Source organism: Clostridium sp. SM-530-WT-3G, assembly GCF_012843905.1.
GTDB lineage: Bacteria > Bacillota > Clostridia > Clostridiales > Clostridiaceae > Clostridium.
Genome location: NZ_JABAGC010000009.1, coordinates 83,822 through 92,866, shown reverse-complemented (window position 1 = coordinate 92,866; position 9,045 = coordinate 83,822). Strand labels below are relative to the sequence as shown.

The window sequence follows — 9,045 nt, the reverse complement described above, 5'->3', positions numbered from 1 at the left end:
GTCATTGTTTTTTTATACAAAAAAACGGTCGGAACCCTTGAAATATAAAGAAAAATTAAAAAGCGTAGTGTAAACAAATTTACACTATCATGTCCTTTTTGATAGGTTTATTATGAAAGGCTTAAATTCATTGGCCAACTTTTCTTTTGATTCTTCATTACCATCTTTTGATTTTATAACAAGGTTTTCAATGTAGTCATAATTCATTAAATCACCTCAAGTATATATTCTTATGTAATGTATATGGTTGAAATAAAGAAATTCTAAAAAGTGAAAAGTGCATTTTAAATAATTATCCATACATTTATTTTATCTAAATAACTAGTAATATTCTTGTGTTAAATTATTACATTAGAATTTCTTTGATAATATGTAATTATAACTTATGAAATTACAATTAAGTTGGTAAAAAAATATATATAACAATTGTCTATATGATACAATATTTTAGAAGAGTATAAATAAAAATAAGTTAATTCATTATATATAAAGACAAATTCGAAATATATTACAATACGAGGTATTATACAATGATTGAAAAGTTATTAGATTTACTAAATGATTCTCAAAAAGAAGCAGTTACAACAACTGAAGGTTATGTTAGAGTTATTGCAGGGGCTGGTAGTGGAAAAACAAAAGCACTTACAACAAGATACATATATTTAGTAGAACAATTAGGAATTTCTACTGCAAATATATTATGTGTTACTTTTACGAATAAAGCAGCAAGAGAAATGAAGAAAAGAATAAGAGCTGTTCTTGGTGATAATGATACCGGGATGGTTTGCACATTTCATGGATTTTGTAGAATATTATTAAAAGAAGATATACATACAATGTGTTATCCAGATAATTTTATTGTAATGGATACAGAGGATATGGAATCAATATTAAAGATTGTATATGAACAAGCTAATATATCATCAAGACAAATGACTTTTTCTCAAGCAAAAAGAATGATAGAACTACGAAAAATGGCATTTGAACATATCCAATATGTTTTAGAAAATGATAATGATATAATTAAGGACAAGTTCTTAAATTCTAAATTAATTGAAGATAAAATATTTTTTGGGTATATTTATCAGCAAAAGAAAAATTATAATTTAGATTATAATGACTTGATAACATTTGCATTATATATACTAAATACATTTGAAGAGGTACGTAAAAAGTGGCAAAAAAAACTTGAATATATTATGGTTGACGAATTTCAAGATGTTAGTCCTAATCAATATAAATTGGTTGAAATATTAAGCCAGTATCATAAAAATTTATTTGTTGTAGGAGATCCAGATCAAACAATATATTCGTGGAGAGGTGCATATGTAAATTTTATATTAGATTTTGATAAAGTGTTTCCTAATGCAAAAACAATAATGATGAATACAAATTATCGTTCTTCAGAGAATATAATTAATGCTTCTAATTCATTGATATCAAAAAATAAGCATAGAATTGATAAACAACTTGTAGCTACCAAGTTTAATGAAATTCCAGTTATATATAATCATGCAAAAACAATATATAAAGAAGCGGACTGGATAGTAGAAAATATAAAGAAAATAGTTGATAGTGGTAAGAGTTATAAGGATATTGCCATACTATATAGAGCTCACTATGTATCAAGGAGTATTGAAGAAAAATTATTAAAAAATAAAATACCATATGTATTATATAGTGGGGTAGAATTTTATCAGAGAAAAGAAATAAAAGATATTCTTAGTTATCTAAGAATGATTGCATTTGAGGACGATTTATCTTTTATGCGTGTTATAAATGAGCCAAAAAGAAATTTTGGCAAAAAAAGAATGGAAATTTTAGTCCAATATGCGGAAAAAAATAATTGCTCTTTATATAATGCATTAAAGATGAATAAAGATAATAATTTGATAATAAAGAGTAAAGCTAATGAATTTATAGACTTAATTGAAAAATATAAAAAAATATATAAGGAAATGACAATAAGTGATCTGTTAATGGAGTTATTGAATAAGTCGGGGTATGAAGCTTTATTACGAGAAACTGGAGAAGATGAAAGACTAGATAACTTAGCAGAACTAAAAAATTCAATAACTGATTATGAGAATTCTGCAGGCGAAGAAACTACATTGCAAGATTATCTTCAAGAAATATCTCTATATACAAACACTGATAGACAAGAAAAATCAGAAGTTATAAAGATGATGACTTTACATGCGGCGAAAGGACTTGAGTTTCCGTATGTATTTATTTGTGGTTTAAATGAAGGAATTTTTCCAAGTTCAAAAGCTAATACAAAAGAAAAAATGGAAGAAGAGAGAAGGTTGGCATATGTAGGATATACACGAGCTGAAAATGCATTATTTTTGAGCGAAGCCGAGGGTACTAATTATGATGGTACGTGTAGATATCCATCTAGATTCATTTTTAATACAGATAAAATGTATTTGAATTATGTTGTTGAACTGGAAGAAGGTCTCGTTGATGATGCTAATAATTTTATAGTTAATAGTGAAAGTAAAATGAATAAAACAAATAATCAGTCTTTTTCTATTGGAGATGAAATTATTCATGAAGGTTTTGGGCATGGAATAATTAAGGAAATTGATAAAGATACTTCATCATATGTTATTAAATTTGATAATTCAGAAACAATAAGAAATATATCTTTTTCTAAAATATTAAAAAAACCAGATGATAATATGGATAGCAATAAAAATTTAGATAAAGAAGAAGAGAGACTAGAGAAAGAGCGTCAGGAAGCAGAAAGACTAGAAAGAGAGAGATTAAAGAAAGAACGTCAGGAAGAAGAGAGACTTGAAAAAGAGAGATTAGAGAAGGAACGTCAAGAAGCGGAAAGACTAGAAAGAGAGAGATTAGAGAAAGAACGTCAGGAAGAAGAGAGACTTGAAAAAGAAAGAATAGAAAGAGAACGCCAGGAAGCAGAGAGACTTGAAAAAGAAAGAATAGAAAGAGAACGCCAGGAAGCAGAGAGACTTGAAAAAGAGAGACTGGAGAAAGAACGTCAAGAAGCGGAAAGACTTGAAAAAGAAAGAATAGAAAGAGAACGCCAGGAAGCAGAGAGACTTGAAAAAGAGAGACTGGAGAAAGAGCGTCAGGAAGCAGAAAGACTAGAAAGAGAGAGATTAAAGAAAGAACGTCAGGAAGAAGAGAGACTTGAAAAAGAGAGATTAGAGAAGGAACGTCAAGAAGCGGAAAGACTAGAAAGAGAGAGATTAGAGAAAGAACGTCAGGAAGAAGAGAGACTAGAAAAAGAAAGAATAGAAAGAGAACGCCAGGAAGCAGAGAGACTTGAAAAAGAAAGAATAGAAAGAGAACGCCAGGAAGCAGAGAGACTTGAAAAAGAGAGACTGGAGAAAGAACGTCAAGAAGCGGAAAGACTTGAAAAAGAAAGAATAGAAAGAGAACGCCAGGAAGCAGAGAGACTTGAAAAAGAGAGACTGGAGAAAGAGCGTCAGGAAGCAGAAAGACTAGAAAAAGAAAGATTAGAGAAAGAAAAAGAAGCAGAAAGATTAAAACAAATACAGTTAGAAAACGAAAAATTAAAGAAAGAAAAAGAAGCTGTAGAAAGAATATTAATAATAAAAAAAGAGATTGAAGTTCAAGAAAAGATAGTAAAGAAGAATAGATTTAAGTTTTTTGGAAGAGGTTTAGAAGAAAAGAAAAGAGCAAAACATAAATTAGAAGAGCTATATAAAGAATTAAATGCAAGACAGTAGTATTAAAATAAAGTTAAATGCATAATTAAAACCTAAATTCGTAATTTATTTTATATATAGAGTTAAGGTAATAAGAGAATTCCTCCATATATTTTATTTAAATAAAAGTATATGGAGGTTATTTTTATGTGGAATTTTATTATAGTTGTAGATCATACTGCAAGTGGAGTAGTAGATAAATTAGATGAAAGTAATTGTACAAGAGAAATATCATCTTTAGTTGTATCTTATTTAGAGCAATTAGGTAATTATGCAAAGTTGTTAAGGATTGATAAAAGTAATATTTATAAGTATCAGGATTGTTATGAAAGAGCAGAAGAGGATAATGATATAGCAGAAAGTGTAGTGAAAAATTTACATAAAAAAATTAAATATAATAGATAGTGGTTCTAATAATACTATTTTTTGTGGAATACATAAATTGATGATAAAAGTTGTACATGCTAAAATAATAAGGGAATGTGTAAAAATAATTATTAATAATATTATGAAAATAATCAATATTATTATATTAGAGTGAACTATTATTTGTGTAAAAGTATAGATATGAATAATCAAGGAGGATAATATGAAAATAGCCATTGATAATCATGGAAATAAAATAGATTATAAAGATGCTGTAAAAGGATTTAAATATTTATGTCCTTACTGTATGGAAAAATTGAATTTGAAGACAGGTCAAAGATCTTATTTTGCACATGAAATAATAAAAGAAAGAACTCCTTTACAACGTACATGTCCTGAATATCATGAAGATACTAATTATAAAAAAATTGATAATATAGCTGATGTTATATATATAAATAATGGTGGAATACCTTTATATTTGTGTAATGATAGAAATAAGTTTGAGCTTAGAGCATATTTCCCAAGGCTTAGTGAAAATTGCATGAATATATTAGCTGAAAATAAAACTAAGATTATTATTGATGGTAAGAGTTTTGGTTATGTTGATAATTTGAATTATTATAGTGTAAATAAAATTCAAAGTTGGATTGATGTGAAGGCTATGCCAGAAACAACACTAAATGAAGTAAAAAGAAAATGGTTATGGGGAATTAGAGGAATAAACATAGAAAATGATATATATAAGACTAGTAAGGATGGGGGATATCGTTTAGCACTAAAGGCTAACATATATGTGAGAAATAATTATATAATGATGTTTTCTGAGGACAGATTAGAACCACGTATAAAAGGAATATTATTTACAAAAATCGGTCATATTAAATTAAATCATAATTTAAGAGAAAAAACATACTTTATATATAATTTTCAAATTACTAAGTTTTCAGAAGAAGCAAGGCAATTCATAGAAAAAAAGGGATATCATTTAAAACAAGAATCAAATAAAATAATTCCTTTATGGCCACCATCAATATGTAATGGAAATGAATTGCAAATAAATAATGATGATACTTGGCTGTATAATTCAAACAAGAATAGTAATGAGTATATTTATGAGATAAATGGCGGAAGAGCCTATGATGTTACAAGAGATAAGGTATTTAAGATTAAGAATATATCTACTATTAATGAAAAGGCAATTATATGTACTAATAAAATAATTTGTAACCAACAAATTAATAGCACTTCAGCTGAAATACAGTATATTATAAATTATAAAAAAACTTTACATGATAAAAAAAATATATTACCAGAAATTATAATAAGTGATTCACAAAAAAATCAAATCGATTTAACACAAAATAATAAGTTGCCTACTAATGGAAAGTTATATATAAACTCTAACATACCAGTTAAAGGATTAGTTACTATTGATAATTATTGTATTAATTCTAGTAGCCTTGTGTTAGAAAATATTAATTATAGAACTAAAATTATTTTTGATGCTAATGGTTTTGGAAAGGTGTTTTATCAATATAAGCGAGAGAAAAATGATTTGAGCGAATCGAATTGGAATTTGTTGTATATTAAACTTTGTAAATGTAGTGGCAATTATACAAGGATAAGTTATAAAAATAGACTTTTATTATATTGGATTAAAAAGAATTTAAATACTGAAACTAGTGGTGTTTATAAAATTTTGCATCAATGGATTAAAAGAAGGAGAATTCCTAGTGATGCGGCATTAATATTAAGTAAGTTTGAGGAGAAAATATTTAATGATTGATATAGAAGAATTAGATAATGGTGATAAACAAATATTATTAGAATTAATACCTAAAAAAGATTTATTTGATTTTATAAAGAATAATAATAAGTTTTTTTCTAAAGAACTTTATGGAATAAGAATAGATAAAAAATCTAAATTATTACAACAAAAGTTACCAGAAATAATATTAAAAAGTTTTTTAAAAGGAGATATGCTTACAACTAAATATATACATATTCGCATTAGAGAATTATTGGAAGAATTCAATTCATATGTATATTTTAAATTGAACAAAGATAAAGAACTGCTAGCCTATTTTGAAAAAAATGTAGTGAATAGTAAAGAACAATCATTTTTATGTGTACAACCTAATTTTTTGGCTAAAGATGCAGCAAGGATTAAGAATTCATCCTACCTATGTATGCAATATATCAATTCTATTATACAAACAAAGAATAAACAGTATTATGTAAAATTAGTTGAAATCTTATTAGATAAATTAGATTCAGAACAAATATTTTTATATTTTACATTGAATGAAATTTCACTTAAAGTAAGACAAATACAATTATTAGAAAAAAGCATTGAAAACGCTTTAGAATATATTAAATTAAAAGAAACAATAAAAGAAGAATGCAGAGAAGAGCTAGAGGATAAGATTAGAATTATTAAAACGGAAAATGAGACACTTTTGGAACAAGAAAAAATAATTAATAGAGATTTAATCAATGAAATTAACCAAAAAGATAAAGAAATTAGAGAAATTCATCAAAAATATGAGCAGAAAGAACATCAAATAGAAATATTAAATAAAAACATAGAAGAATTAGAAAAGAAAATACAAGAGTTTAATGTTAAATATAAAGGTATTAATGAAGATTTTATTAATGAAAAACAAGAATTACAAAATCAATTGGAAAAGGAATTAATAGAAAAGCGTAAACTTAAAGATGAAATTTTAGGTCAAGATAAAATAATTGAGAAACTTAATAAAGAACTTGATGAAATATATGATGAGCATAATAAAAATTTCGAATTAGAACTTAGTAAGAAAAATAAAGTATTACTAGAAGAGGAATCAAATTTAAAAGATAGTATTAGTAATTTAAATCAAAGTATTAAAGAATTAAAAATAGAAGTTGATAATTTAGAATTAGAAAAACAAAAAAAGATTAAAAAAGTAAATGAGTATGATGAGATTGTATTTAATTTTATTGAAAATATAGATAAAGAATTAATAAATTCTGCTATTAAATCTTCAATGTTAAATTATAATGTATCTACAGAAACGCGTCAAAAATCTACTGAATTATATATTAAGAAGAATGTAAAAGTTGATAGAAATAAAGTTGAATTATTTGATGATATAGATGAATTTTCTGATATGATATGTGATAATTTTGAAAATATAGGTATTGGAAAAATAAGAAATGAATTATCAGATTATATTGTAAGTGTACTAGCATCTAAAATGATTCCTGTAATAATGGGATATAAGGTTAGAGAAATTGCTAAAGCTATAAGCTATGCTTATTCAGCAGAAACACCGTTAATTATTACCTTACCTGATGGGTATAATGATGTTGATGAACTATTAGATATTTATAGAAATAATGATTCTAAAGTCTACTTAATTGAAGGTGCAATTGGTCAAATGAATGAAACAACAATATTGTCTTTTATAAAAGAAGTTAATGATATAGATAATGATAAAATCCTACTAATATCATGTGATGATAGTAATATGAAAGAATTGATGCCTTCTTATATGTATGAATACTTCTCATTAATTGAAATAAATGATATTAAACCTGTACTGAAGTATGATTATTGTTATGGTGATAGTGTAAATGCACTTACTGAATTTAAGGAACAAAAGATAGAAATAGACTCAAGTTATTCTAAATTGAAAAAGTTATTCAAGAATGTTGATTTTAATAAGGCTTATATAGCAAGTAGGACATTAATATTAGCCTATTTAAAAGAACTTTCACAAAATAAAGCTTTAAAAATATTAGCTACTTGCGATATAAAATCAACAATTAATGATGATGAAACAATAGAAAAACTTTCGGCTAATATACAAAATTACAAAGATGAATTGGGATTAGAACCAAATAATATTTTGATAGGTGAGTAATATGAATGAACTAATGCAACAAATATCATCAGATTTAGCTATAGAAAAATTTAAAAATGAAAGCTATATGGGATATGGCAATAGAATTGTATATGCAGCTTTAGCATCGTGGGGAAGAACTCTTGTATTAGGTACTTCATATACAGAATTAGCTCTTTTGGAGAAAGATTATCATTATACTAGTCAACGATATATTATTGAAAAGCTAGAAAATATATCACGAGGGTTAATAGATTCGATTCCACATACTAATGAATATTTTGATGAGAATAATAAGAATTGTGATTTTATGGATATCAGCAGGTATTTTATTGATAAGTTAATATTTTCCTATCAGTTGAATAAACTAAAGAATAAGCAATGGGTTACACCAACTCCTAGAACAATTGTATATTTTAAAAATAACAAATTAATCTTAGGAGAATATGATTGGAATAATAAGAAACAAGGTGCGTTTTCTGTAGGATTAGGTGTATGGCAGAAAAATATAGATAAAATCAATGAGAATTTTACAGAAGTATTTAATATTCCTCAATATACAATTAAAGGATATTATAATTCTATAAAACAAAATGCATTGTGGAAACAGAGTGATTTAGATTTTGAAAACATTGAATATTTTAGCGGTGGCACAGGATTATGGCATAATAAAGCTTGGAAAAAGCTTAATAAAAAATATATTCCTAATGGTATTTCAGTTATTAGACCAATAGACAAAAGACATGAATATGCTTTGATGCTTTATGATGAAGGAAAATATTATACTGCAAAGCTTGATCAGTGGTATGTAGAAGAAAATGAAGTAAAAAGGATAATGTACATGTTAGAATGTTATCGTAATAATCCAGCACAATTTAAAGCAAAAAGAATTGAAGATATTATAGAATTACATTGTCATAGTACATTACCAAATGCGGAAAGTAGAATAATGCTAATGGCATCATGGCCTAAAGAAGTTTACAATAATACTTTTGTAAGGCAAATACCAAAAGTTTTATGGGAAGATATAAAATGTATGCTAAATTCTTTGGGCATTAAGATTATATTTGAATAACTGAAGTAAAGGA

5 protein-coding genes and 1 pseudogene are annotated in these 9,045 nt (G+C 26.0%); 5 read left to right on the top strand and 1 reads right to left on the bottom strand.

Annotated elements, in window-relative coordinates:
* Positions 1-90: 90 nt before the first annotated feature.
* A pseudogene (locus HF850_RS15690) lies at positions 91-207 on the bottom strand (sigma-70 family RNA polymerase sigma factor); the annotation flags it as partial.
* A 323-nt stretch (positions 208-530) separates the two neighbouring features.
* Between HF850_RS15690 and HF850_RS05675 the strand changes: the two are divergent.
* From HF850_RS05675 to HF850_RS05655, 5 genes are all read left to right on the top strand, one after another.
* Positions 531-3,722 (top strand): 3'-5' exonuclease, encoded by a 3,192-nt coding sequence (locus tag HF850_RS05675; RefSeq protein WP_169104503.1) that lies wholly within the window; start codon positions 531-533, stop codon positions 3,720-3,722.
* A 126-nt stretch (positions 3,723-3,848) separates the two neighbouring features.
* Positions 3,849-4,106: a hypothetical protein gene (locus tag HF850_RS05670; RefSeq protein WP_169104502.1), complete on the top strand. Its 258-nt coding sequence runs from the start codon at positions 3,849-3,851 to the stop codon at positions 4,104-4,106.
* Between the two features lie 184 nt (positions 4,107-4,290).
* A complete protein-coding gene (locus HF850_RS05665; RefSeq protein ID WP_169104501.1) occupies positions 4,291-5,856 on the top strand; it encodes a hypothetical protein in 1,566 nt (521 codons plus the stop codon).
* Entirely contained in the window at positions 5,849-7,978 is a 2,130-nt protein-coding gene (locus tag HF850_RS05660) for a hypothetical protein (protein ID WP_169104500.1), read from the top strand. The genes HF850_RS05665 and HF850_RS05660 overlap by 8 nt, the downstream gene beginning before the upstream one ends.
* Before the next feature lies 1 nt (position 7,979).
* Positions 7,980-9,032, top strand: a complete 1,053-nt coding sequence (locus HF850_RS05655; RefSeq protein WP_169104499.1) for a hypothetical protein — start codon at positions 7,980-7,982, stop codon at positions 9,030-9,032.
* Positions 9,033-9,045 lie beyond the last annotated feature (13 nt).